The organism is Rhizobium sp. Rhizsp42, from assembly GCF_047304155.1.
Lineage (GTDB): Bacteria > Pseudomonadota > Alphaproteobacteria > Rhizobiales > Rhizobiaceae > Rhizobium.
Window position 1 is genome coordinate 40,774 of the sequence record NZ_JBGLYS010000022.1, and the last position, 24,915, is coordinate 65,688.

Here is a 24,915-nt window from a genome sequence, read left to right on the forward strand (position 1 = left end):
TTGGTCATCCTTGCTGATTAGCCGCTTAGTTTGGGATGAACCTATGTCCGGCATTCATGAGTTCGGCGGCCGGAAATCTGGCGATGCAAGCGGTGGCGATCGCGGCCTGCCACCGCTCTAGGCGCGTTGCTTCATCGCGACGAGCTCACGGACGTACGACGCCACTCCGATGTCGGGATCGCCAGAAGCCCGACATGCGTTGCGAGTCGAAGCATTCCCGCGCGGCAGACCGGTTTTTCCGCAAAAGTCCATTCGCCAAAAGGATGGTTTTTCGATCGGTCGAAGTTGGTAGCGCCCATTATTCGCCTTTTCGAATATAGTTAACGCGCAAGCACATCCGACACATTCTCAAACATCCGATCCCGGTAATTAAGCGAGAGGGCATGCCATGTATCGCAGCGCGCACCGATGGGCTCCCCGTTCGATATTAACGGACCTGTTCGATCCTCGTTGGTGGCTAAGCGCTGGCGGAACGACGAAAGCGCGCGCGGCGCCGAAGAAGGAGGAGACGGGCGATGAGCTTGCCACCGCTCCCGGCCAGGCATTGGGTGAGAAGAAATATGATGGTGCGCTTGGACACCTGAGCGATAATTCAGCGCTCGGCGAGAATGGTGCCACCCAGGAAGAGGATACCGCAGGCACCGTTGATGCCCGGCTTGACGGCGAGCATTCGCCATCCGCACGCGACGGCAATTCTGCGACAACAGGCGATATCTCGGCGCATGGCGGCCGTCACCCGACGCATTCGCGGTTTTCAACCGTGGCCGGTACCTCGGGCTTTGCAAGCGCGCCTGCATCGGCGAGTTTGTCGTCGCTGCACGGTGCGCGCTTCGCAAGCGGATCGATGAGTGGCGATCCACTTGCTCCGTTCCTGCGACCGAGTGCTGTGTCCGACGGACGTGGTTCAGCGGTCTCCACGGGCGGAGCCAGCGATTCCGGCCACGTCGTCATCCTGGATTCGGCACCGTCCGGCCAGACAACCGCCCACGTCACGGGCTCGCAGTTTCTGGCGTTCGGAATGCCTTTCAGCGTTTGCGGATGCGGTTACTACAACTCGCCAACCCGGATTCTCGAGCTTGCCAAGGACAGTGGCATTCTCCAGCCCGATGGTCAGCTGCCGGGCACTCGGCTGGTGGAGGGACCGGACTACATCTCGACGGGCAAGTCGGCGATGGGTGCGTCGGTCAGCGATCCGCTTCTTGACCGCAACCTGTCATTTGCCACGACGTGGACGGGAACCGCGAACTGGAGCAACGCAACAGGCCCAGCTGGGTTATTGCCGGGCGGCGGAGAGATGGGCGGCGCAAACGCGACCAAGGGGACCGGCGTGCTGACCGGTTCGGTCACCACGGCGCAACTCACGCAGCGCGCCGCCACGCAAAGCTTCGCGGTCACGGCCGCCGCCGCGGCTGCGCCCAATAACATCATCGTCGCAGAGAACCTGAAGCAGGGTAATCCGGAAAGCGAATGGGGCATCGACGGCGCCGGCAGCTCCAATATCGAAGGCTTCGCGACCGATATCAGCGTCGACAACGGCAAGACGATCAGCTTCAAGATCAACACGGATTCCAGCAACTACCGCATCGACATCTACCGCCTCGGCTACTACGGCGGAATGGGTGCCCGCAAGGTTGACACCATCCAGCACACAGGGGTGCAATCGCAGCCCACTCCGCTGCGCAATGCGGCGACCGGGACTGTCGATGCGGGCAACTGGTCGGTATCGGCATCGTGGACGGTGCCCGATGATGCCGTGTCCGGCGTCTACATCGCCAAACTGGTCCGCCAGGACGGGACGTTCGGCGAAAACCATATTCCGTTTATCGTTCGTGACGACGACAGCCACAGCGATATCGTTTTCCAGACCGCGGACCAGACCTGGCAGGCCTATAACGGCTGGGGCGGCGCGAACTTCTATGGCGGCAACGGCCCGGCGACAGGGCAGGGTGCCGGTCGCGCCTACGCGGTCAGCTATAACCGCCCGATCGCGACACGCGGCGAGGTTGGCACATTTGCCGGCCCGCAGGATTATCTGTTCGGGGCCGAATATGCCGGTATCTACTGGCTGGAGCAGAACGGCTACGACGTGTCCTACATCTCGGGTGTTGATGCCGATCGCTACGGGAGCCTGCTTCTCAATCACAAGACGTATGTGGATGCCGGGCATGACGAATACTGGTCCGGCCAGCAACGCACCAATGTCGAAGCGGCGCGTGATGCGGGCGTCAACCTCATGTTCTGGAGTGGCAACGAGGTCTATTGGCGCACCCGCTGGGGCAACGCCTACAGCGCCGACGGCACGCCATATCGTACGCTGATCTCCTATAAGGAGACGTGGTCGCCAGGTGCCAGCATTGATCCCTCGAGCGAGTGGACCGGCACCTTCCGCGATCCACGGCTCAGCCCGCCGGCCATCGGCGGCGGAAATCCGGAAAACTCCCTGACCGGACAGCTGTTCAAGGTCGATGATGTAGGCACCAACCTGCAGTCGATCACCGTCACTTATGACGATGCGAACCTGCGCTTCTGGCGCAACACGAGCATCGCCAATCTGCAGCCCGGTCAAACCGCAACGCTCACCAAGAATTATCTCGGATACGAGTGGGATGAGGCGGTCGATAACGGCTTCGATCCGGCTGGTCTTGTGAAGTTGTCGTCTACGACGCTTCCTGTTAGCACCTATCTCTTCGACTACGGCAACACGACCGGCAATGCCGTCGCGACGCATAATCTGACATTGTATCGTGCGCCGAGCGGTGCGCTGGTTTTCGGCGCGGGCACGGTCTATTGGACTTGGGGCCTCAGCGACAACCACGACAATCAGGCGACACCGACCGATCCGCGCGTACAGCAGGCGATGGTCAATCTGCTTGCCGACATGGGCATTCAGCCTGGAACGCTGCAGGCAGGACTGGTCGCGGCGACCGGATCGACCGATCACACAGCTCCAACCTCGGTCATAACGGTCCCAGCGACGGCGGCGGTTGGATCCAGCATCACCATCACCGGAACCGCGGTGGACGCAGGCGGCGGCGTGATCGCGGGTGTCGAGGTCTCCACCGACAACGGGGCAAGCTGGCATCCCGCGACCGGTGACGAGAACTGGACGTATGCGTGGTCACCGCAGACCGCCGGCACCTATACCATCCTCTCCCGCGCGGTCGACGACAGCATCAACCTCGAAAGGCCGTCGGCGGGGAAAACGATTACCGTCAGCGGACCGAGTTTCACCTCGCTGTTCCTCGGCTCGACGCCAACCATCGTCAATACCGACGACCAGGCCTCCGTTGAACTGGGTGTTCGTTTCCAGACCTCGGTCGCAGGCACGATCAGCGGCATTCGGTTCTATAAGGGCAGCCAGGACACCAGCACGCACACCGGTTCACTCTGGTCGAGCACGGGCGTTCAACTCGGGACACTGACGTTTACGGGTGAAACGGCGAGTGGCTGGCAGACGGCCTATTTCACAAGTCCAATCACGATCACGCCCGGCCAGATCTACACGGCGTCCTACCACACCGATACCGGCCGCTATTCTTCGACAACCAATTATTTCACATCCAATGTGGTCAGCGGGCCGCTGACCGCGCCTGCGAGCAACAACGGCGTCTATCGCTACGGCACCGGTAGCCTGTTCCCGACCGCCACGTTCCAGGCGGAGAACTACTGGGTCGACGTGATGTTCAATGCCGGCTCCGCGCCTACGAACACGGCTCCGACGGCGGTTGCCGATACCGGAGACGCGACGGAGAAGGGCGGCATCGCCAATGGCTCCGGCGGCCTTGCCGCCACCGGCAACGTGCTCACCAACGATACCGATCCTGACAGCGGCGACACCAAGACGGTCAGCGCGGTCAGCTTTGGATCGACGGCAGGCACCCTTGGCTCGGCGCTCAACGGTACCTACGGCAGCCTGATCCTGAATGCCGTAGGTACCTACACTTACACGATCAACGAAAGCAGTGCCGCGGTTCAGGCTCTGCGGCTGTCGACCAACACGCTGAGTGAAGTCTTCAACTACACGATGCGCGATACGGCCGGCGCCACGGCAAGTTCAACGCTGACCATCACCATCCATGGCGCCAACGATGCCCCGGTTCTGGCGGCACAGACGGCGGCTCAGAATGCCACTGTCGGCACGGCCTTCTCGCTGGCGCTGCCGGCCAACACCTTCACCGACGTCGACACCGGCGACACCCTGACCTACAGCTCGACGCTGGCTGACGGTTCGGCACTGCCGTCCTGGCTGAGCTTCAACGCCACGACGCGGACCTTCAGCGGGACGCCGACGGCAGCCGGCACGCTCAGTGTGCGGGTCACGGCCACCGATCTTGGCGGTCTTGCCACCAACGAGACCTTCAACATCGCCGTGTCGATCCCCGGCAACACGACGCCGACGGCGGTCGCCGATATCGGCGACGCGACGGAAAAGGGCGGCATCGCCAATGGGTCTGGTGGTGTCGCGGCCACCGGCAACGTGCTCACCAACGATACCGATCCGGACAGCGGTGACACCAAGACGGTCAGCGCGGTCAGCTTCGGATCGACGGCAGGCACGCTCGGCTCGGCACTCAACGGCACCTATGGCAGCCTCGTTCTGAATGCCGCGGGCACCTACACCTACACGATCAACGAGAACAGTGCCGCGGTTCAGGCTCTGCGGCTGTCGACCAACACGCTGAGTGAAGTCTTCAACTACACGATGCGCGATACGGCCGGTGCCACGGCCTCCTCGACGCTGACGATCACCATCCATGGCGCCAACGATGCCCCGGTTCTGGCTGCACAGACGGCCGCGCAGAACGCCACGGTCGGCACTGCCTTCTCGCTGGCGCTGCCGGCCAACACCTTCACCGATGTCGATACTGGCGACACGCTGACCTACAGCTCGACGCTGGCCGATGGCTCGGCACTGCCGTCCTGGCTGAGCTTCAATGCCACGACGCGGACCTTCAGCGGCACGCCGACGGCAGCGGGCACGACCAGTGTGCGGGTTACCGCCACCGATCTTGGCGGTCTTGCCACCAGCGAGACCTTCAACATCACCGCCACGACGGCGCCGACCACCTACAGCCTGTTTACGGCTGCGAATACGCCGGCACAGACCAATCTCAACGACGGGTCGCAGCTCGAACTCGGCGTCAAGTTCCAGTCGAACGTCGCCGGCACGATCACGGGCATCAAGTTCTATCGCAGCGCCAACGACAACGGCCAGAACGTGGTCGATCTCTGGAGTTCGACGGGCACCAAGCTTGCCACGGCGACCTACTCAAGCACCACAGGGAGCGGTTGGCAGACGGTGAACTTCGGCACAGCCGTCTCGATCTCGGCCAACACCACCTACATCGCGTCGTATCACACGACCGGTACTTACGTGGCGACCAACAATTACTTCACCAACGCCGTCACCAGCGGCCCTCTGACCGCCATGTCGAATGCAACAGCCGGCGGCAATGGCGTCTATGCTTACGGTGGAACCGCAACAGCGGGGATCTTCCCCAATGCCACCTATGGCTCATCGAACTACTGGGTGGACGTTGTCTTCAGCAATGGCTCCGCGCCTGCGAACACGGCTCCGACGGCGGTTGCCGATACCGGTGACGCGACGGAGAAGGGCGGGGTGGCCAATGGGTCCGGCGGCGTTGCCGCCACCGGCAACGTGCTGACGAACGATACCGATCCTGACAGCGGCGACACCAAGACTGTGACGGCTGTCAGCTTCGGATCGACGGCAGGCACCCTCGGCTCGGCGCTCAACGGTACCTATGGCAGCCTCGTTCTATCGGCTGCGGGTGCTTACACCTACACGATCAACGAAAGCAGTGCTGCGGTTCAGGCTCTGCGGCTGTCGACCAACACGCTGAGTGAAGTCTTCAACTACACGATGCGCGATACGGCCGGCGCCACGGCCTCCTCGACGCTGACCATCACCATCCACGGCGCCAACGACGCCCCGGTTCTGGCAGCGCAGACGGCGGCGCAGAACGCCACTGTCGGCACGGCCTTCTCGCTGGCGCTCCCGGCCAACACCTTCACCGATGTCGACACCGGCGACACCCTGACCTACAGCTCGACGCTGGCCGATGGTTCGGCACTGCCGTCCTGGCTGAGCTTCAATGCCACGACGCGGACCTTCAGCGGCACGCCGACGGCAGCGGGCACGACCAGTGTGCGGGTTACCGCCACCGATACAGGCGGTCTTGCCACCAACGAGACCTTCAACATCGCCGTGTCGATTCCCGGCAACACGACGCCGACGGCGGTCGCCGATAGCGGTGACGCAACGGAAAAGGGCGGTATCGCCAACGGGTCGGGCGGCGTTGCCGCCACCGGCAACGTGCTGACCAACGATACCGATCCTGACAGCGGCGACACCAAGACGGTCAGCGCGGTCAGCTTCGGATCGACAGCAGGCACCCTTGGCTCGGCCCTCAACGGCACCTATGGCAGTCTGGTCCTGAATGCCGCCGGCACCTACACCTACACGATCAACGAGAACAGTGCCGCGGTTCAGGCTCTGCGGCTGTCGACCAACACGCTGAGTGAACTCTTCAACTACACGATGCGCGATACGGCCGGTGCCACGGCCTCCTCGACGCTGACGATCACCATCCATGGCGCCAACGATGCCCCGGTTCTGGCTGCACAGACGGCGGCGCAGAACGCCACTGTCGGCACGGCCTTCTCGCTGGTATTGCCGGCCAACACCTTCACCGATGTCGATACCGGCGACACGCTGACCTACAGCTCGACGCTGGCCGATGGCTCGGCACTGCCGTCCTGGCTGAGCTTCAATGCCACGACGCGGACCTTCAGCGGCACGCCGACGGCAGCGGGCACGACCAGCGTACGGGTTACCGCCACCGATCTTGGCGGTCTTGCCACCAGCGAGACCTTCAACATCACGGCTACGACGGCGCCGACCGCCTACAGCCTGTTTACGGCTGCGAATACGCCGGCACAGACCAATCTCAACGACGGGTCGCAGCTAGAACTCGGCGTCAAGTTCCAGTCGAACGTCGCCGGCACGATCACGGGCATCAAGTTCTACCGCAGCGCCAACGACAACGGCCAGAACGTGGTCGATCTCTGGAGCTCGACAGGCACCAAGCTTGCCACGGCGACCTACTCAAGCACCACAGGGAGCGGATGGCAGACGGTAAATTTCGGCACAGCCGTCTCGATCTCGGCCAATACCACCTACATCGCGTCGTATCATACGACGGGTACTTACGTGGCGACCGATGGCTACTTCACCAACTCCGTCAGCAACGGCCCGTTGACTGCCATGTCCAGCGCTTTGGCTGGAGGCAATGGGGTCTATGCCTATGGTGGAACCGCGACCTCGGGCATCTTCCCGAACAGCACCTACGACTCGGCGAATTACTGGGCCGACGTCGTCTTCAAACCACTGGCGGCGTAGGACACTAAACGGTCGATCGAATGAGGCAGACACAAAGACGATGGACATGATGATGACAACCCCGCACGAGCGGGGCAAGGAGGCGCCGCAAAGTGCCGTCAAGAAACTGCCTGTCACGGTGTTGGCCGGGTTTCTCGGCGCGGGCAAGACCACGCTTCTGACCCATGTCCTCACCAACCGCGAGGGGCTGCGCGTCGCGGTGATCGTCAACGACATGAGCGACGTCAACATAGACGCCAGCCTTATCCGCAATAGCGGCTGCGACCTGTCGCACACCACCGAGACCCTGATCGAGCTCAGCAATGGCTGTATCTGCTGTACCCTGCGCGACGATCTGCTCGCGGAGGTGCGGCAGTTGGCGCAAGGCGGACGCTACGACTATCTGCTGATCGAGGGGACCGGTATCGCCGAGCCGCGACCGATCGCGGCGACATTCTCGTTTCGCGACGAGAGCGGCTTTTCACTGTCCGACTTCGCGACGCTCGATACGATGGTAACCGTTGTTGACGCGGCCAATCTTCTCAACGAATACAGCCGCGCCGATCTTCTAAGCGACCGCGGAATGCAGCGAGACAACGAGGACACGCGTACGCTCGTCGACCTCCTCGTAGACCAGATCGAATTCGCCGATGTCGTCGTGATCAACAAGATCGGGGATGCGACCGAGGATCAGCGCGCCGATGTTCGCAAGGTGGTGGCCGCGCTCAACCCGCAGGCGCGACAGATCGAGGTGGACTACGGTCGGCTGCCGCTCGATACAATCCTCAACACCGGGCTTTTCGATGAGGAGAAGGCGGCCGAAAATCCGCTTTGGTACAAGGAACTGTACCAACCGGAGGCGCATGTTCCCGAGACCGAGGAATATGGCGTTTCGAGTTTCGTCTATCGGGCCAGACGGCCTTTTGATCCTGGAAGGCTCGTCGCCTTTCTGGATGCCCCATGGCCGGGCGTCGTTCGCGCCAAGGGCCATTTCTGGCTTGCCACACGTCCGCTCCACGTTGGCCTCATGTCGGCGGCGGGCATCCAGCGACGCTGCGAACCCATGGGCTTCTGGTGGGCCACCATTCCGCGCGAGGATTGGCCTGATCATCCGCAGTTTGAGGCGCAGATGCGAAGCCAATGGGACGATGCCTGGGGTGACCGGCGCCAGGAGCTGGTCTTTATCGGTGTCGACATGGATGAGGCTGGTATCCGCGCAGCCCTTGACGGCTGTCTCGCGAGTGCCAATCCGCATGATTGGCCCGAGCTTGAAGACCCGTTCCCGGCTTGGTGATCCCGCGTTGCTTGGCGACCGCCCCCTGCACAGGCGATAATGCTCAAGACAAATAAAAAGTTGGTGGATGAAACTGGGTCGACGTTTTCCGCGTAATGGCTCCCAAAATGGCATGGAATTGCGTGGAGCAGCAGTTGCGTCTTTTAATAATGATACTTGGTATACTTACGTTACTCGCCTGGATTGTGACTTTTTATCTCACCTCGATCTATCATTAGTATTGGTTGAGCATGCGCTAGACCGGCAGCTGGCTCTTCGCGAATCTAGCCTGCCGCACCAGGCGGCAGGCTAGACGTTTTGAAACGTTCAATCAGAGGATGGAGACGTTTTCAGCCTTCGACTTGCCGGTCTTGCGGTCCTGGCCGAGGTCGAAGCTGACCTTGTCGCCTTCGCGAAGCGAAGCGCCGCGCGGCAGGGCAGTGATGTGAACGAAAACGTCGGTTCCGCCGTTCTCTGGCGTGATGAAACCGAAGCCCTTGTCCTCGTTGAAGAATTTAACAGTACCCTCAGGCATGGATATTCCCTTTTAAGTGTTTTGCTTGCAATGGCGACGCGAACCTATAGTGCTGTCGCGCGTCCATCAACTCCCAGCATGCCTTCGAGCCACTTCATTTGCATGAAATATGAATTTTGGTCCGCCTGCAGCCCGATTAGACGCGTCGCAGGGGCGATAGCGCCAAAATCGACAAAGTCTCGTTGCATCCTGTGCAGCGAATTCTTCGGAAAAAGAAAGCGCCGATGACCATTTCAGCCGATTTCGATTGTCAGACCTGCGGCGCCTGCTGTTCTTACTCGTCAAGTTGGCCGCGATTCTCCGTCGAAACAGATGCCGATCTCGACCGCTTGCCCGACCGCTTCGTCGCCGATGATCTAACGGGCATGCGCTGTCATGACAATCGCTGCTCGGCCCTGGATGGCACGGTTGGTTCGGGCACATCATGCATGGTCTACGAAATCAGGCCGCAAGTGTGCCGCGACTGTCTTCCCGGCGACGGGGAATGCCTTGAGGCCCGCGCCGCCTTCGGCTTCCGCTAACTGGCTCTCCCGTTAAGGTATCGCCGCATCGCGTCGAAGGAGAAAGCACCGATCGGCAGCTTGCTCCCGCCATCAAGCGCGAGATCGGCAAGGATTTCACCGACGACGCTGGTGAACTTGAAGCCGTGTCCCGAGCAGGGCGAGGCGACAACGATGTTGGAGCTTGATGGAGCAAGGTCGAGCAGGAAATCCTCGCTCGGCAGCATCGTGTAGCGGCATGTCGTGGCATTGGCGCGTGTACCGGCGGCAGCCGGCAGACGCCTGCCGATAAAGCCATCAAGCAATGCGGTATCGGTATCGTTGACCGGCGGGTTTGGCTGGTTCGGGTCGATCGGCTCGCGGAAATGCGCATGCCTGCCGACCTTCACGCCATCCACGCCAATGGCGGGGAAGCCGAAATAGGATCCTTCGTCACCCTCGTCGCGCAGGAAGCATGGCATGCGCCCGGGCTGAGTGACGAAGCCGTCGCGCGGCTGGTACCAGGCCACGACCTGTCGGATCGGAACGGCATGCTCTCGCAGCTCCGGCACGAGTTCCGCGATCCACGATCCCGTGGCGACAATCACCTTGCGAGAGCGATAGGTTCCCTCGGCGGATCGGATGGTCACGCCTGCATCGTCGGGCTCGATCGATGTCACGCGCTCGCCGAAATGAAGCACGGCGCCATCTTCCGCCGCAAGCTTCAGGTAGCCCATGACCGCCATTTCCGGACGCAGGTAGCCGCCCTGCGGGTCGAGTATGGCGATCTCGTTTTGATCGAGCTGGAACACCGGAAAGCGGCGGGCCGTCTCCTCGCGATCAAGCACCTCGTGCGCCAGGCCATGCATGGCACAGGATGCCCGCGTTCCGCTGACGATCTTGCTGTCCGGAGCCCCTATCTGCAAGACACCCGTTATCTCGAGCACATTGGTCCGAAGTCTGGCTTCGAGCGCGCGCCAGTTTTGATAGGCGCGTTGCAGCAGCGGCACGTAGGAGGGGTCCTCGAAGTAGCCGAGGCGGATCAAGCGGCTGTCGCCATGCGAAGAGCTTAGAGCATGCGCGGGGTAATAGGCATCGATACCGATCACCTTGACACCGTGGGCGGCCAGGAATGCGACGGCCGCACTGCCCATGGCGCCAAGCCCGACAACGGCAACGTCATATTGAGTGGTCATGGCTGTTCCTTCAGGCGATTGACGGCGGCAAGCTGCGCTGGATCAGCGACCGCGCCTGTTCCATATCGTGCGATAGCGGCCGGTCGTCTGCATAGTGGGCGACGACGCCTCGAACGGCGGCGTGGATCATGTCGGTGCCGGCGGCGCGTCGCGCCGTTGACGACAGAAAGTCATGCGCCTGTGCCGCAGCCATCAGCTCGATGGCGAGGATGTATTCCGCGTTGTCGATGATTGAAAGAAGCTTGTTTGCGGCCGCCGTCGGGTGGGCGAGAAAGTCTTCCTGCAGACCGGATGTCAGCCCCCCATCCAGCGATGCCGGCGCGGCAAGACGGCGGTTTTCGTTGCTCAAGGCGGCTGCCGTGTACTGCGCGATCATAAAGCCGGAATTGCTACCGGCATCGCTTGCCAGAAATGCCGGCAAGCCGCTGACAAGCGGATTGACGAGCCGGTCCATGCGCCGTTCGCTCATGGCGGCGATCTGTGCGAGCGCGATGCCGAGGCTATCGGCCGCTTGGCCAAGTGCCGGCGCCACCGCATGTGCTTCCGATGAGACGATGGGCGCATCAGGTGTCCCCGATACGGCGGGGTTGTCGGTGACGGAGGCAAGTTCGCGATCAACGACAGCGCAGGAAGTGTCAAACACATCGCGCGCGGCGCCATGGGCATGCGGTACGGATCGCAGGCTCAGCGCATCCTGTGTGCGCTTGCCGAGTGCCGCCTCCACCAGGCCGCTGCCCGCGAGATAGCGGCGCAGCCGGGCGCCCACGTCCTGAATGCCCTTCGAATGCCGCAGTGCCAGAACATCTTCGTCGAAGGCCGCCATCTGGCAGCCGACAGCTTCGAGGGTCAGCGCGGCAATGGCGTCCGCCCAATCGAGCAACCGCTCGGCGCGCGCCAGCGCCACGCTGGAAAGCCCGGTCGCACAGGCCGTGCCGTTGACAAGGCTCAATCCCTCCTTGGCGCCAAGTACAAGTGGCGCCAGATTGAGCGCTGCAAGCGCCTCGCCGCCAGAAATCTGTTTCCCGGCAACATGCGCGTTACCCTCGCCGAGCAGCACGAGCGCCGTATGGGCGTTGTGCGTGAGATAGCCTGCCGAGCCCTTGGCGGGCACATCGGGGATGCAGTCCCGCTCCAGGAACGTCAGGAGATAGCGCAGGATCTCGGATCGCACGCCGGAGTGACCGTGGCTGAAATTGGCGATCTGGGCCGCGATTATGGCGCGCACTTCGCGCGGCGCGAGCCTATCTCCGACCCCACAGGCATGGCTGAGGATGATGTTGCGGGACAATCGGCTTTGCGACTGGCGATCAACCACCGTATCGGAAAGCGCGCCGACGCCGGTGTTGACGCCATAGGCCCGAACACCGGTCTCGACGATCCGCTCGACAATGCGGCTGGCGTTATCCACGCGCTGCCAGGCGGCCTGCGAGAGCGCCAGTGTGTCTCCCTCCGCGACGCGGGCGATATCGCGCCAGCCGAGGACGCCATCGAGAACGATTGTCATTGTCCGGTTCCGAAGTGACCGATGAACTGGCGAAACGCCGGCGATCCGCCACCACCGAACATCTCGTCGGGCGTGCCGCTGCTGTCAACGACGCCTTCGCGCATGAAGACGACCCGGTTGGAGACGTTGCGGGCAAAACTCATTTCATGGGTCACAACCAGCATGGTCATGCCCTCTTCGGCAAGCGCGCGCATGACGCGCAGCACTTCGCCGACGAGTTCAGGATCGAGCGCCGACGTCGGTTCGTCGAACAGCATCACCTTTGGCTTCATGGCGAGCGCGCGGGCGATTGCCGCGCGTTGCTGCTGGCCGCCCGACAGATGGGCCGGATAGGCATGACGCTTGTCGGCGATGCCAACCTTTTCAAGCAACGCTTCAGCCTCGGCGATGCACTCGGAGCGCGGGCGCTTCAAGACATGCACCGGGCCTTCGATGATGTTCTGCAGGATCGTCATGTGAGACCAGAGATTGAAGGACTGGAACACCATGCCGAGTTCGGAGCGAATGTGGTCGACCTGCTTCTGGCTCGCGGGCCTGCTCTTGCCGCCCTTGTGGATCATCCGTATCTGTTCGCCGTCGACCCAGATTTCGCCATCGGTCGCGGTTTCCAGGAGGTTGATACAGCGCAGAAAGGTCGATTTGCCGGAGCCGGAAGCGCCGAGCAGCGAGATGACATCGCCATCCTGCGCATCAAGCGAGATGCCGCGCAGGACTTCATGGATGCCGAAGCTCTTGCGGATATTGCGGACCGAAAGTCGGGTTACGCCGGGCATGGGTGCTCCATCGGTTTGGTTCTGCTCTTATGCCTTCAGCGCGGGCGGCGCGGCGCGGCGATGTCGCGAAAGCGAATATTCAAGCAGGGCCATGGCCTGCAGAATTATGAAGTTCAACACGAGATAGATGATGGCCGCGCAAAGGAAGACCTCCATCGTCCGGTAGGTCTGCGAGATCAGCCTCTGTGCGACGCCGGTCACTTCCCAGACGGTGACGAGGCTTGCAAGCGCCGTCGATTTCATCATCAGCACGATTTCGGTGGAATAGGCGGGCAGGGCATGGCGGAATGCGATTGGCGCCAGGATGCGGCGCACGAGCAGAAAGCCCGACATGCCGATCGAACGGGCGGCTTCGATTTCGCGCGGCGAGACAGCGCGAATGCCGCCTCGGAAGATCTCGGCCGAGTAGCCGGCGGTGCACAACGCCAGTGAAAGCACGGCGCAGATGAAAGGTTCGCGCAAGAAAGGCCAGAGGAACGAGTAGCGGATGAAGCCGAACTGGCCGAGGCCGTAGAAGATCAGGAACATCTGGATCAGCAGGGGCGATCCGCGAAAGACGAAGATGTAGCCCTTGGCAAAGGCGGACAGAACCGGGTTTCCGCCAACGCGCATCCAGACGATCAGCAGCGCAAGCAGGCATCCGGAGACGACCGACACCGAAAACAGCGCGAGCGTCGTCGGCACCGCTTTCAAGAGTGTCAGCATGGTTTGGGTGAGAAAGGCGATATCCATGGGCTTGTCCTTATGCCTTTCCCATCGCCGCCGTCGGCATGCTGCGGTTGGCGCGTCGTTCGGCACCGTTGAAGACGCGGTCGGACAGGCTGGTCAGGATCAGATAGAGAATGCCGCCGACGATGAAGAACAGGAAATACTGTCGCGTCGAACCCGCCGCCACCTGGCTGGTGCGCATCAGCTCGGCGAGGCCGGTAACGGAGATCAGCGCGGAATCCTTCAGGCTTAGCTGCCAGACATTGCCGATGCCGGGAATCGCGAAGCGGAAGACCTGGGGCATGATGATGCGGCGGAAACGCAATGCGCGGTGCATGCCGATCGCCGACGCTGCCTCGAGTTCGCCCTTGGAAATCGCCTGGAAGGCGCCGCGAAAGACTTCGGCCTGATAGGCGCCGGAGATGATGCCGACCGCCAGCGCGCCTGCGATGAACGACGGCATGCCGAGGAAGCCCTCGTAGCCCATCGCCTTGCCGATCGCGGTGACCGCCGAAGAGCCGCCGAAATAGATCAGGTAGATGATCAGAAGTTCAGGCACGCCGCGAAAGACGGTCGTGTAGATATTGCCGAGCGTGGCGAACACGAGGTTGCCGGACAGCTTAGCGGTAGCGACGATCGCGCCGATCACCGCGCCGATCACGAGCGCTGTCGCCGTTACGCACAGGGTGATGAAGGCGGCAAAAAGCAGCAGCGCGCCCCATCCGCCGGAGCCGAATCCAATCAGTGACAATGATCCCATGGCACGTTCCCCGCATGCGTCGCTCGATCGACGACGTTGTCAGACATGCGGTCTCCGGCGCTTGCGTCGGAGACCGGGCTGTGTTTGCCGGAGGCCTTACTGCTGCGGGCTGACGTCGATCTTGAACCACTTCATCGACAGGTTCTTCACGGTGCCATCGGCGAGTGCCGACTTGATCGCTTCGCTGAACTTGTCGCGCAGGTCGGTGTCGGCCTTGCGGATGCCAAGTCCTTCACCTTCGCCCCAGATCGATCCGACGATCTCGGGGCCGGTAAAGGCGAGCGCGCCGCCGGCCGTCTCGAACGCGCTGTTGAAATAGACGGCGTCGTCGAAGCCGAGGTCGATACGTCCGTTCTGCAGGTCGAGGTCGCGATCGGCGCCCGTCTTGTATTCGCGGATCTGGGCTATATCACCGAAGTTGTCATAGACGAACTTCGCATAGACGGTGGCGGCCTGGATGCCGATCGTCTTGCCCTTGAAGGCTTCCTTCAGCGCGTCGATTTCCTTCACGCCGGTCTGGCCGGGCGTCATCTTGATGGTCGCGCCAGTGCCGGCAGCATTGGCGAGCGGGCTGTCCTTGGCAGTGGCGAAAGCAGCCGGCGTCGCGGCATAGGGCACCGTGAAGTCGATGATCTGCTTGCGCTCTTCGGTGATCGACAGCGCATCCATGATCACATCGAACTTGCCGGCGTTCAGTGCCGGGATCATGCCGTCCCAATCCGAAGCCACGAGCGTGCATTCGATCTTGGCGCGTTCGCACAGAACCTTGGCCAGTTCGGGTTCGAAACCGCCGAGCGTGCCGTCGGCATTCGTCATGTTCCATGGCGCATAGGCGCCTTCGAGCGTGATGGTGGCGGTCTTCCAGTCCTTGGCGGAAACGGGAGCGACGAGCCCGGAAAGCGCGACGGCGCTGGAAAGAAGAATGGCTGCGAGTTTCATAGAGATCTCCTCTGAAGTGACGATGGCCTTGCGGCCGCGTGATGCCGATCTACGCCGGCTTGCCTGCCATCCTTCGAAGAGAAGTTGATCAGGTGGTTGTATAGGGTACCATATGAGATAATTTGTGTTATGCAAGAGGAAAGTCGATTGAATGGGCGGATTTCATTCGTGCAAAAGGAATAGGCAATGAAGCATTCCAGCGAGATGAAGCGTGAGCTTGCGCAGAACGATAGCGCGCCGCTCTATGTCGGTGTCAAGCAGATGATTCTCGACCGCATCCAGAGCGGCGAATGGCCGCCGAAATTCCGCGTTCCTTCCGAGAATGAACTGGTCGCCGAACTCGGCGTCAGCAAGATGACGGCGAACCGCGCGCTGCGCGAATTGGCAGCGGAAGGGGAGCTCGTTCGCATCCAGGGCGTCGGCTCGTTCGTGGCGGAGCGCAAAGGCTACTCACCGCTATTCGAGGTCAGAAACATCGCCGACGAGATCGCGGAGCGCGGGCATTCGCACGAAGCGTCAGTCATTGTGATCGCTGAAGAGCCCGCATCTCCGGAGACCGCGGACGCGCTCGATCTCGATATCGGCGCGCCGGTCTTTCATTCGCTGATCGTGCACAGCGAAAATGGCGTACCGGTCCAGATCGAGGATCGTTTTGTCAATCCGGCGGCCGCGCCGGACTATCTCATTCAAGATTTTTCGTCCCAGACGCCGAACGCTTACCTGGTGGCTGCCGCGCCGCTCAGTGGCTCCGAGCATGTGGTGGAGGCGGTGATGCCGCAGGCCTGGGAGTGCAAACTGCTGACGATCCTGAGAAGCGAACCTTGCCTGACCATTCGGCGCCGGACATGGTCTGGCCGCCAGGTGGTGTCGACAGCCCGGCTTGTCTATCCCGCGCACCGCTATCGCCTCGAAGCGCGAAGCGGCAAGGTATTCGAAGAGTAATTGGCGCCTATGTTGTATATGGTACTTGAGCCTGGCGGGATTTAGCTCGGGCTCATGCACGGGGAGCTGGCCAAGTGGGGGAGGGGATAAGCCCCTGTCTTTTCGGGGTGAGCGTCAGGCTTGTTATCGGCGCTTCTGCGAACGCGAAACAACTCGGGGATCTGCGACATCGGCGCGAAGCACCGCATACCCCTCGCAGGCAATCTATCTGACCACATTGGGCCAGGGCGCACGATCCGGCGCGTGCTGGTGTGCAGGCAGCACCGGAGATCTTTTGCGCGAGGAGATGGCGCCAACAATTGCTGACGCCATCCTTGCTGCTGTTAGAAGCTGACGTTCAGGCCGGCTTTCAGCGTGTGGTCGTGGACGTTGCCGGTCGTGCCGACACCGTTGGAGAAGGTACGCACGCTGTTGGTGATCGTGTAGTTATATTCGACGCGAGCCGAAACGTTGGACGTCAGCTTCTGCTCGACACCTGCGCCGAGAATATAGCCCGGCTTCCAGCCGTCGGGGCCGGCGATGTTGCCATTGTCGCGGAAGTTGGTCATCGCAAAGCCGGCCGTTCCATAGATCAGCGTCTGGTCGATCGGTGCGCCGACCTTGCCCTTGGCGCTCAGGCGGTGACGCTCCTTGAGCTTGCCGTCTTCCACCTTCACGCGGCTGTCGCCGAGATAGGAGGCTTCGACTTCGCCGCCGACGACCGCGCCGCCAACCATGGTGTTGTAGCCCGCCTGTCCGCCGACGCTCAGGCCATTGTTGCCGGAGAAGGGGTTGAGGTTCGGAGAGGCAATGCCGCCGTGAACACCGGCGTAGGCGCCTTCCCAGCTGCCGGAAGACGGCTGGTCGTAGGAGCCGAAATCGGCGGCGAGAACCGGCGAGGCAAGAAGGCTGACGGCAAGGGCTGCCGCGAAGTGTTTGATACTCATGATACGCTATACTCCATACGCATTGCTACGCACCGTCGAGCGCGTGAGCATTTACTCATTGAACCACGTCATTGGGGTGCAACGCGCGCGAATGCCGCATTGCCACGATCGTCCATCTCTAATTTTCACGATTTCATAAATAGTTTCTTAACTTGCCGGCCAATCTCGCGGATGTGATTGCTGGTGTATTCCTGCTGTTCGATGCACATGGCGAATGGTAATGCCGACTGATTTTTTCGCGTTGCAGCATGAATTCGCAATCAAGCGATTGCTAATTCGAATGTATTGAACCATTGTGAGTATGAGCTTTAACTTATAATCCAGCCGCGAAGGTGATGGATTTGGTGAGTGATGCATCACAAGAGCAGGTAAGGGTGCCGTTGCGGAACAATATCCGCAGGTCCGTCTGGTCGATATTCTTTCTCATCCTGCCGTGCTTCGCGGCCGCGGCGCTGTTTCTTGGCGCTCCTCAGCGGTTCGAAGAGCTCTTTCGCCATTTCGGAATTCAAATCTTCGATGAGCCGCCACAGCCGCCCATGATTGTCGAGTCGGCCGCGACGTCCACGCCGCCGCCGGCGCAAGCGGTCGACATCCCCGTTCGCTTGATCGAAGCCCCGGAACCCGACGTGGCGGCCCAGTTCCTGCGCATGTGGCGGGTATCCGGACCGACCGTTTGCAAAGCGCTCCGCGATGCCGGTATCGAGACAAGCGAATGGCGCGCGCCCTCGATGCGCAGCACCAGCCACGAATGCTATTTCCAGCGCATATACAAAAAGAACGACGTACGGCCGCTGAACTCGGTGTTCCTGAAGGTCAAGGGCAACGCCAGCGGCGACATTGTGGAAATCAGGGGACGGCTCGTCGGTCCGCCGACGGACGCCGAAGGGCGGCTGGACGTCGGTCACATGAAGATATTCGAGACGCTGGTCCGGCAGGCGGGATGGAGCGATTTTCAGGACGCGCTGGCGCCGATCAGCAGTCTTCGTGATTTCGAAAACGAGCGGTTCGGCGCCTATTTCAGCTTCAGGCGCGACCCCGAGAGCCAGGACAGCTACAATTTCATGCTTGTCGTTGCCGCCGATTCCGGGCCGCAAACGCGCACCAAGGCCTACTTCTCGCCGGAGCGGTGGGTCGAGGCGCCCGATCCCAGGATTGCCGAACTCTCCTTGCCGATGAGCCAGTTGGCGTCGAAGCAAGGTGCGTATCGTCAGCAAGGGGTGGCCTCCCGCTGACCGGGAGCGGCCTATGAGCCACAGATCGCGCGCATCATCCGCACGATCGCGTGGTCAAGGGCCGGATCAACCGGTAACCGCTGCGACGACAGCTTGACGATGACAGTTTCACTCTCCGGGTGGATCCAAATCCACTGGCCATGAATGCCGATCGCCGCCAGTTCTCCGGCGCCCGTCTCATACCAGTAATTGCGGTAGCTTCCTTCCGGAAACAGTTCCAGCTGATCGCCGTTCTTCCATGCCTCGCGACGCTTGCGCGACCAGAGGTCGGCGATAAAGTCCTCTGACATGATCCCGGCGCCGCGCCTGCGGAGAAGGTCCCCCACCAGGGCAAGGTCTCGCGCCATCGCCGAAATCCCGCCTGCCGCGCGCGCGGTGCCGATACGGTCGACGGTGACCATGCCGTCCGCTTCGGCACCGACTGCTTTCCACAGGTGGTCGCTGAGCAGCGAGGCGAATCGCGCGCCAGCGGCCCGCTCGAGAACGATGCCGGCCAAATCGGTGTTCGGCGAGCGATAAGCGTGCCTCTCGCCGTGTGATCCGGCACCCTTGCCGATGCCGCAGATGAACGTCTTCATATCCGGCGCGGGGTCGCCGGGCTTTTCAGGGTTCCATCCGGTGGAGCGGCGGTAGCGCTCGAAACCACCTGAGGTGTCGAGATAGCTCTCCACGAAATCGACGCTGATCTCCATGTCGAACAGCTGCTGCACCGTTGCATCGGCATAAGCCGAACCAGCAACCCCGGGCACATAGCGACTGATCGGGCTATTGAAAGAAAGTAGGCCTTTGTCCGCGAGAATTCCGCCGAGCAGCCCTGTCAGCGACTTGGAGACGGAGAATATGATGTGGGGGCATGATGGATCGGAGTGCGGCGCCCTCCAGTCGGCGATGACGCGTCCGTCTTTCATGACGACGAATTCGTCAGTTTCGCTTTCGGCCAGAAAGTCCGGCAGCGATGACGGTATACCTTTCAGCCCCGCAAACGAGATGCCTGACAGCGCGTCGAGCCCGATTGGCCCGGTGCTTTCTCGTCCGCGCGTGCCCGGGATGACCGCAGAGGGGACGATCTCGCTGACATGCTCGAAGGACCACCGGCTGTAGGGGACGCTGCGCCAGTTGGCGAGCGTCACTTCCGCGCGATTAAAGTTCGCCTCAGGCATTCCATCACTCCCTTCAGGCAATCAGGCGCCTTCGAAACCGGTGAGCACGCTCACGGCGTTGACGCCGATCTCCTCGACGGCATAGCCGCCTTCCATGACGAACAGCGTCGGGAGCCCGAGCCTGGCGATCCGCTCGCCGATCTTGGAGAAGTCCTCGGTCCTGAGCTTGAACTTGCTGATCGGGTCCTTCTCGAAGGTATCGACCCCAAGCGAAACGACCACCACGTCTGGCGCGTAGGCAAGCAGCTTGCCGCAGGCGTCGTCCATGGACTGGCTCCACCTCGTCCAGTCGGTGCCGAAGCGCATGGGGTAGTTGAGGTTGAAGCCTTCGCCGGCGCCGATGCCCCGCTCGTCGGCATGGCCGAGAAAATAGGGGTACTCCTGCATCGGATCGGCATGCAGGTTGATGACCTGCACGTCATCACGCGCGTAGAAAATCTCCTGCGTGCCGTTGCCGTGATGATAGTCCACGTCGAGGATCGATACCCGCTTGGCGCCGTTGTCGCGCAGCCATTGCGCTGCCACGGCGGCGTTGTTGATATAGCAATAGCCGCCCATGAAGCCGGCGCCGGCATGGTGGCCGGGCGGGCGGCAGAGCGCGAAGGCGGCGCGTTCGCCGGATTGCACCAAACCGGCAGCGGTCAGCGCCACGTCATGGGAAGATTTGATCGCATCCCACGAGCCCTCGACGATGCCGCAGCCGGCATCGAAGGAGTAAAAGCCGAGCAGGCCATCGATGAACTCGGGCAGCACGTCGCCGCGCAGGCCGCGTGTCGGCCATGTGAATGGCAGCGCCGTTCCAGTGCGTCCCTCCGCCGTCCAGCGGTCCCAGATCGTCGGCAGGAAATCGAGATAGTCCTTGCGGTGAACCCGCGCCGCTGTCGTCAGATCGTGCTCCGCCGGCTCGATGATCGCGCCGAGTCCGACCGCCGCGACACGGGCGGCTATATACTCCGCCCGCGATGTCAGCTCGAAGCCCGGAACGATGTCGCCCGCCACAAGCTCAAGCTGGTTGGCGTGGCCGCGATGGCGGGGAGAGAAGACGGTCTTCATCAAAACATCCATTCGCTGGAAAATGGTGGCACCCCGCACCATCGACGGGGCGGGGTGCCGAGATCGGGCTTACTTCTGCAGCTCGGTCCAGATCTTCGTGTAGAGCGCCTGAACATCAGGCGGGCAGGTCTGGGATGGCACGCCGACCGACGCGAATTCCGCCGGAATGGTGATCTCGGGTGCGTTCTTCATGTCCTCAGGCATGAACTTGTCGGAGCCGGCAATGCCGTTTGCATAGCGATGGAAACCGGAATTCATGCCGGCGTTTTCAGGATCCATCATGAAGTTCTGGAACAGCTTGGCGTTCTCGACGTTCTTGGCGTCCTTGAGCACGGAGAGATTGTCGCTCCAGTTGACGAAGCCTTCCTTGGGATAGCCGAACTTGATCGCGGGGTTCTTGAGGCGCTGGCGGAAAGCCGAGCCGTTCCAGTCGCTCGATGCCGCGAAATCGCCAGAGCCCATCTTCTCGATGGTGCCGTATTCCATCGCCACCCAATCGGGCTTGGCCTTCAGGAGCGTGTCGCGCACTTTCTTGAGCACGGCCAGATCGCCGGTGCACTTCTTGCCGCCATTGTAGAGCACCGCCGCGTCGATGACGTCGGTCATTTCGGGGACGACGTTGACCTTGCCCTTCAGCTCCGCCGGCGTGTCGAAGATGATGCCCCAGGTGTTGATGTCACCCTTGTAGACATCGGTATTGACGACGGTGCCGACGATGCCCATCGCCCAAGGAACGGTGTATTTGCGGCCTGGGTCGAAGTCGGGGTTGGCCCATTCCTTGGCGACGTTCTTGAAGTTTTCCATCTTGTCCGGATCGGTCTCAAGCAGCAGGCCCTCGGAAATCCAGATCGGAATGTAGTTCTGCGAGGGCACGACCATGTCGAAGCCTGAGCCGCCCTGGCGCACTTTGGCAAGCGCCGTGTCGTTGGAATCATAGTCGGTGATCGTGACTTTGACCTTGTACTTGTCCTCGAACTTCTTGATCATCTCGGGGCTGGTGTAATTGCCCCAATTGTAGATGTTGAGCTCACCCTCGGCGTGGGCGAGGCCTGCGGTGCCAAGGAGTGCCGCCATAAGGGCGATTGTCGAAGTCATCCGTTTCATGCGCATGTTCCCTCTCTTGTTTTCAGGCACGTTTTCGATTGACGACAAAGAAGATGGAGACGACGAGGATCGACAGGCCGAGAAACAGCGTCGAGATCGCGTTCATTTCGGGCGTGATGGAGCGGCGGATCTGGCCGAGCATGTAGGTCGGAAGCGTGTCCTGGCCTGCGGATTTGACGAACTCGGTGATGACGACATCATCGAGCGAGATGACGAAGGCCAGCATGAAGCCGGCAAGAATGCCCGGCCATAGCAGCGGCAGCGTCACATGGCGGAACGCCATCCACGGCGTCGCATAGAGGTCGGCCGCGGCCTTCTCCAGCGTCAGGTCCATGTTTTCGAGCCGCGCGCGAATCGGCAGATAGGCAAAGGGGATGCAGAAGGCAGTATGGGCGGCGATGAGATAGCCGATGCCGGCGTAGCCGGTCCAGATCTTGATGCGCGCGAAGAAGATCAGAAGCGCCACGGCGGTGACGATCTCGGGGATCATCAGCGGCTGGTTGATGAAGGCATACTTCATCGTCAGGCCGCGATAGGGCGCGGTCCGCGTGGTCGCAAGCGCCGCCATCGTCGCCGCGATCGTCGAGACGACGGCGGCGATCGCCGCGATCTGCAGTGAGCGCAGCGAGGCGTCGATCACCTGCTTGTTCTCGAAGGCCTTCTGAAACCAGCGCAGCGACACGCCGTCGAACGAAGCGAGCGACTCGCCAGCGTTGAAGGAATAGAAGACCAGCACGCCGATCGGCAGATAGAGCGCCGCGAAGCAGATCATCGCGATCGTGGTGAAACCGCGCTGGCGCCTGATGGAGAAGGATCTAGCCATGCCGGTTCTCCTGCCCGCCCGCATTGCGCACGTAGAAGAGCAAGGCGATCATCACGATCATCATCAGCGTGATCGACAATGCCGAGCCGAGTGGCCAGTTGCGCCCCTGGCCGAACTGCAGTTCGATCAGGTTGCCAAGCATCAGGTTCTTGCCGCCGCCGAGGATGCTGGGCGTCACATAGGCGCCGAGCGCCGGGATGAAGACGAGGATGGAGCCGGCGATGATGCCCGGCTTGACCAGCGGAATGATGATCCGGCGCAGGACCTTGAAAGGCGTGGCGTAAAGATCGTATCCCGCCTCGACCAAGCGGAAATCGATCTTCTCCATGCTGGCATAGAGCGGCAAGACCATCAGCGGCAGGTAGACGTAGACCATGCCGGTGAGGATCGCGCCGTCGGTGAAAAGCATCTGTATCGGCTTCGAGATCAGCCCGAAGCGCATGAGCAAGCCATTGATCAGCCCCTCATTGCGAATGATCTCCAAGATCGCGAATGTGCGGATCAGGAGGTTCGTCCAGAAGGGAATGGTGATCAAAAGCAGCCAGAGCTCGCGTGTCGTCTCGCGGCGGGTGGCGATGAAATAGGCGGTCGGAAAGCCGATGGCGAGCGTGAGCAGCGTGGTGGCAAGCGACAAAACGACAGAGCGGATGAAGATCGAGACATGCGCGTCGGCCAGGGATAGCGAACCGTCGAAAATGTCCTGCTGCAGCGCGACGTTGATCCAACCCTCGATGGAGGGCACCCAGACGACGTCGCCGTAAGGCCCCGGTGTCAGAAAGGAATAGGCGACGACGATCAGAAGCGGACCGCTGGCGGCCGCGAGAATGATCAGCAGGGCGGGCAGCGAAAGAAGCCAGCGTGTCCGGATGTCCCGGCTCTTTTCCGCTTCGATCACGTCCGCCACATGGGTCATGTCAGCTCCTCAGCACCCTGGCGGCATTGGGCTCGATCGTGATGCCGACCCTGTCACCCTCGGCGTACCGCGCAGCCTGCAGCGGCTTGTTCTGCTCGCGCAGCGTGAACAGGGTTTCGTTGTCGGCGAGGCGGACGTGATAATGTGTATCGGTGCCGAAATAGACGATCGTCTCCAGCGTGCCCGTCATCTGGCAGCGCGCATGATCCGCCGGCCCGCAAAGGGCGGCGTGCTCCGGCCGCAGCACTAGGGTGACCTCTCCGTCATCGGAAAAATTGCTGGGCATCGTCGCCGAAATGCGGCCGGCGGCGGCGGTTTCCACTTCCGCGATGCCTGAACTCACCGCTTGAATGCGCCCCTTCAGAAAATTCGTCTCGCCGATGAAATCGGCCACGAAGCGGTCGGTCGGCGCATCGTATATTTCTCTGGGGTTGCCGACCTGCAGGATCTTTCCAGCCGACATCACGGCGATGCGGTCCGACATGGTCAGCGCTTCTTCCTGGTCGTGGGTGACGAAGATGAAGGTGATCCCGGTTTCGGCTTGCAGGCGCTTCAGCTCTATCTGCATGTCCTTGCGGAGCTTGTAGTCCAGCGCCGACAAGGGCTCGTCAAGCAGAAGCACCTTCGGCTGCGGCGCTAGCGCGCGGGCAAGCGCCACGCGCTGCTGCTGGCCACCGGAAATCTGGCTGGTGCGGCGGTTGGCGAGCGCTTCCATCCGCACCAGCTTGAGCATCGCCGCGACCCGGTCGCGGATCTCCTGCTTCGGTCGGCCGAGCATGGTCAGGCCGAAGCCGATATTCTCGGCGACCGTCATGTGCGGGAAAAGCGCGTAGCTCTGGAAAACCGTGTTGATCGGCCGCTTGAATGGCGGCATCGCGGCGATGTTATCGCCGTTCAACATGATCTCGCCAGATGTCGGGTATTCGAAGCCGGCGATCAGGCGCAGGAGCGTTGTCTTGCCGCAGCCGGACGGCCCCAAAAGGGTGAAAAACTCGTTCTGCCTGATGGAAACCGATGCGTCGTCTACCGCGGAAAATGCGTACTCACCAAAGCCGAACACCTTGGAAACACTGCGAATCTCAATCGCGTTCAATCCCGCCATATGCGGCCCACTCGTGGTTGCTGATGCTGCTGTCCCCGCCTTTTCGGCTTTTGGCTAGGTGACCACACGCCTCGCGCATTGACAACCCGAT

Annotated in this window: 19 protein-coding genes; 5 read left to right on the top strand and 14 right to left on the bottom strand. The window is 61.6% G+C overall.

Annotated elements, in window-relative coordinates; all coding sequences use genetic code 11:
- The first annotated feature begins 388 nt into the window (after positions 1–388).
- The gene (locus tag ACCD05_RS20000) at positions 389–7,423 is read left to right on the top strand and encodes a DUF4082 domain-containing protein (protein WP_413394841.1); all 7,035 of its coding nucleotides are present in this window, start codon (positions 389–391) and stop codon (positions 7,421–7,423) included.
- Between the two features lie 52 nt (positions 7,424–7,475).
- Complete coding sequence (locus ACCD05_RS20005) at positions 7,476–8,696, top strand: CobW family GTP-binding protein (RefSeq protein ID WP_112436009.1); 1,221 nt, start codon at positions 7,476–7,478, stop codon at positions 8,694–8,696.
- Positions 8,697–9,006: 310 nt separating this feature from the next.
- On the opposite strand, the gene ACCD05_RS20010 is transcribed toward ACCD05_RS20005, so the two are convergent.
- Positions 9,007–9,210 (bottom strand): cold-shock protein, encoded by a 204-nt coding sequence (locus tag ACCD05_RS20010; protein WP_018896919.1) that lies wholly within the window; start codon positions 9,208–9,210, stop codon positions 9,007–9,009.
- A 224-nt stretch (positions 9,211–9,434) separates the two neighbouring features.
- Between ACCD05_RS20010 and ACCD05_RS20015 the strand changes: the two genes are divergently transcribed.
- Positions 9,435–9,731 carry a YkgJ family cysteine cluster protein gene (locus ACCD05_RS20015; protein WP_111565073.1) on the top strand — a complete coding sequence of 99 codons (297 nt, stop codon included), beginning with the start codon at positions 9,435–9,437 and terminating at the stop codon, positions 9,729–9,731.
- Here ACCD05_RS20015 and solA read toward each other — a convergent pair.
- From solA to ACCD05_RS20045, 6 genes are all read right to left on the bottom strand, one after another.
- Positions 9,728–10,885: an N-methyl-L-tryptophan oxidase gene (gene solA, locus ACCD05_RS20020; protein ID WP_111565074.1), complete on the bottom strand. Its 1,158-nt coding sequence runs from the start codon at positions 10,883–10,885 to the stop codon at positions 9,728–9,730. The genes ACCD05_RS20015 and solA overlap by 4 nt on opposite strands.
- Before the next feature lie 10 nt (positions 10,886–10,895).
- Entirely contained in the window at positions 10,896–12,389 is a 1,494-nt protein-coding gene (locus tag ACCD05_RS20025; RefSeq protein ID WP_112435983.1) for an HAL/PAL/TAL family ammonia-lyase, read from the bottom strand.
- Positions 12,386–13,162, bottom strand: coding sequence for an ABC transporter ATP-binding protein (locus ACCD05_RS20030; RefSeq protein WP_047503518.1), 777 nt, complete (start codon positions 13,160–13,162; stop codon positions 12,386–12,388). Before ACCD05_RS20030 ends, ACCD05_RS20025 begins: the two co-directional genes overlap by 4 nt.
- Positions 13,163–13,189: 27 nt before the next feature.
- Positions 13,190–13,894, bottom strand: a complete 705-nt coding sequence (locus ACCD05_RS20035; RefSeq protein ID WP_047503521.1) for an ABC transporter permease — start codon at positions 13,892–13,894, stop codon at positions 13,190–13,192.
- Positions 13,895–13,904: 10 nt separating this feature from the next.
- Positions 13,905–14,630, bottom strand: coding sequence for an ABC transporter permease subunit (locus tag ACCD05_RS20040; RefSeq protein WP_112435984.1), 726 nt, complete (start codon positions 14,628–14,630; stop codon positions 13,905–13,907).
- Between the two features lie 96 nt (positions 14,631–14,726).
- A complete protein-coding gene (locus ACCD05_RS20045; protein ID WP_111565076.1) occupies positions 14,727–15,569 on the bottom strand; it encodes a transporter substrate-binding domain-containing protein in 843 nt (280 codons plus the stop codon).
- A 186-nt stretch (positions 15,570–15,755) separates the two neighbouring features.
- Between ACCD05_RS20045 and hutC the strand changes: the two genes are divergently transcribed.
- On the top strand, positions 15,756–16,511 hold the full coding sequence (gene hutC / locus ACCD05_RS20050) for a histidine utilization repressor (RefSeq protein ID WP_413394846.1): 756 nt from the start codon (positions 15,756–15,758) through the stop codon (positions 16,509–16,511).
- A gap of 323 nt (positions 16,512–16,834) precedes the next feature.
- On the opposite strand, the gene ACCD05_RS20055 is transcribed toward hutC, so the two are convergent.
- Positions 16,835–17,437 (bottom strand): outer membrane protein, encoded by a 603-nt coding sequence (locus ACCD05_RS20055; protein ID WP_112435986.1) that lies wholly within the window; start codon positions 17,435–17,437, stop codon positions 16,835–16,837.
- 335 nt (positions 17,438–17,772) lie between these two features.
- On the opposite strand from ACCD05_RS20055, the gene ACCD05_RS20060 reads away from it, so the two are divergent.
- On the top strand, positions 17,773–18,669 hold the full coding sequence (locus ACCD05_RS20060) for a DUF6030 family protein (RefSeq protein WP_413394865.1): 897 nt from the start codon (positions 17,773–17,775) through the stop codon (positions 18,667–18,669).
- An 11-nt stretch (positions 18,670–18,680) separates the two neighbouring features.
- Here the strand turns inward: ACCD05_RS20060 and ACCD05_RS20065 are convergent, their stop codons facing one another.
- The 6 genes from ACCD05_RS20065 to ACCD05_RS20090 all read right to left on the bottom strand — a co-directional run bounded on the left by ACCD05_RS20065 (position 18,681) and on the right by ACCD05_RS20090 (position 24,824).
- Entirely contained in the window at positions 18,681–19,829 is a 1,149-nt protein-coding gene (locus tag ACCD05_RS20065) for a serine hydrolase domain-containing protein (RefSeq protein ID WP_112950386.1), read from the bottom strand.
- Between the two features lie 21 nt (positions 19,830–19,850).
- Positions 19,851–20,882, bottom strand: coding sequence for a histone deacetylase family protein (locus tag ACCD05_RS20070; protein ID WP_112435989.1), 1,032 nt, complete (start codon positions 20,880–20,882; stop codon positions 19,851–19,853).
- Positions 20,883–20,951: 69 nt separating this feature from the next.
- Positions 20,952–21,986: an extracellular solute-binding protein gene (locus ACCD05_RS20075; protein ID WP_162718083.1), complete on the bottom strand. Its 1,035-nt coding sequence runs from the start codon at positions 21,984–21,986 to the stop codon at positions 20,952–20,954.
- A 22-nt stretch (positions 21,987–22,008) separates the two neighbouring features.
- Complete coding sequence (locus tag ACCD05_RS20080; protein WP_112950385.1) at positions 22,009–22,809, bottom strand: ABC transporter permease; 801 nt, start codon at positions 22,807–22,809, stop codon at positions 22,009–22,011.
- Complete coding sequence (locus ACCD05_RS20085) at positions 22,802–23,722, bottom strand: ABC transporter permease (RefSeq protein ID WP_112950384.1); 921 nt, start codon at positions 23,720–23,722, stop codon at positions 22,802–22,804. The genes ACCD05_RS20080 and ACCD05_RS20085 overlap by 8 nt, the downstream gene beginning before the upstream one ends.
- A gap of 1 nt (position 23,723) precedes the next feature.
- Positions 23,724–24,824: an ABC transporter ATP-binding protein gene (locus ACCD05_RS20090; protein ID WP_112950383.1), complete on the bottom strand. Its 1,101-nt coding sequence runs from the start codon at positions 24,822–24,824 to the stop codon at positions 23,724–23,726.
- Positions 24,825–24,915 lie beyond the last annotated feature (91 nt).

Coding starts and splice junctions, on each gene's coding strand:
- ACCD05_RS20040 (WP_112435984.1), bottom strand. CDS start 14,630: ATGGGATCATTGTCACTGATTGGATTCGGCTCCGGCGGATGGGGCGCG.
- solA (WP_111565074.1), bottom strand. CDS start 10,885: ATGACCACTCAATATGACGTTGCCGTTGTCGGGCTTGGCGCCATGGGC.
- ACCD05_RS20060 (WP_413394865.1), top strand. CDS start 17,773: ATGGATTTGGTGAGTGATGCATCACAAGAGCAGGTAAGGGTGCCGTTG.
- ACCD05_RS20000 (WP_413394841.1), top strand. CDS start 389: ATGTATCGCAGCGCGCACCGATGGGCTCCCCGTTCGATATTAACGGAC.
- ACCD05_RS20010 (WP_018896919.1), bottom strand. CDS start 9,210: ATGCCTGAGGGTACTGTTAAATTCTTCAACGAGGACAAGGGCTTCGGT.
- ACCD05_RS20015 (WP_111565073.1), top strand. CDS start 9,435: ATGACCATTTCAGCCGATTTCGATTGTCAGACCTGCGGCGCCTGCTGT.
- ACCD05_RS20045 (WP_111565076.1), bottom strand. CDS start 15,569: ATGAAACTCGCAGCCATTCTTCTTTCCAGCGCCGTCGCGCTTTCCGGG.
- hutC (WP_413394846.1), top strand. CDS start 15,756: ATGAAGCATTCCAGCGAGATGAAGCGTGAGCTTGCGCAGAACGATAGC.
- ACCD05_RS20005 (WP_112436009.1), top strand. CDS start 7,476: ATGACAACCCCGCACGAGCGGGGCAAGGAGGCGCCGCAAAGTGCCGTC.
- ACCD05_RS20025 (WP_112435983.1), bottom strand. CDS start 12,389: ATGACAATCGTTCTCGATGGCGTCCTCGGCTGGCGCGATATCGCCCGC.
- ACCD05_RS20075 (WP_162718083.1), bottom strand. CDS start 21,986: ATGAAACGGATGACTTCGACAATCGCCCTTATGGCGGCACTCCTTGGC.
- ACCD05_RS20065 (WP_112950386.1), bottom strand. CDS start 19,829: ATGCCTGAGGCGAACTTTAATCGCGCGGAAGTGACGCTCGCCAACTGG.
- ACCD05_RS20030 (WP_047503518.1), bottom strand. CDS start 13,162: ATGCCCGGCGTAACCCGACTTTCGGTCCGCAATATCCGCAAGAGCTTC.
- ACCD05_RS20080 (WP_112950385.1), bottom strand. CDS start 22,809: ATGGCTAGATCCTTCTCCATCAGGCGCCAGCGCGGTTTCACCACGATC.
- ACCD05_RS20085 (WP_112950384.1), bottom strand. CDS start 23,722: ATGACCCATGTGGCGGACGTGATCGAAGCGGAAAAGAGCCGGGACATC.
- ACCD05_RS20035 (WP_047503521.1), bottom strand. CDS start 13,894: ATGGATATCGCCTTTCTCACCCAAACCATGCTGACACTCTTGAAAGCG.
- ACCD05_RS20055 (WP_112435986.1), bottom strand. CDS start 17,437: ATGAGTATCAAACACTTCGCGGCAGCCCTTGCCGTCAGCCTTCTTGCC.
- ACCD05_RS20070 (WP_112435989.1), bottom strand. CDS start 20,882: ATGAAGACCGTCTTCTCTCCCCGCCATCGCGGCCACGCCAACCAGCTT.
- ACCD05_RS20090 (WP_112950383.1), bottom strand. CDS start 24,824: ATGGCGGGATTGAACGCGATTGAGATTCGCAGTGTTTCCAAGGTGTTC.